The sequence below is a fragment of the Corynebacterium sp. HMSC034H07 genome, assembly GCF_001815175.1.
Taxonomy (GTDB): Bacteria; Actinomycetota; Actinomycetes; order Mycobacteriales; family Mycobacteriaceae; genus Corynebacterium; species Corynebacterium hiratae.
In genome coordinates, this window is the sequence record NZ_KV819543.1 from 1 (window position 1) to 225 (window position 225).

Genomic DNA, 225 nt, shown 5'->3' on the forward strand with positions numbered 1-225 from the left:
AGCCGCCAGGTGTTGATGGGTCCTTCAACAGGGTGGACGATGGTGGCGTAGCCGATTTCGGCAAACTTGTGGGTTAAGAATTCAGCGCCGGTCATGCGCGCGCCGTTGGTCAGGTTGAGCTCTATTTCATCACCCTCGCCGTTGATGATCTGGTCCAGCTCATTCAACGTGACGATGACTTGGGTGCGCACGGCAGGCTTGGTGCCGGTGGCTTGGGTGAAGAAG

Annotated in this window: 1 pseudogene; it reads right to left on the bottom strand. The window is 57.8% G+C overall.

Annotated features, from left to right (window positions below):
- Positions 1–225 (bottom strand): annotated as a pseudogene (locus tag HMPREF3009_RS12065) (HNH endonuclease); the annotation flags it as partial.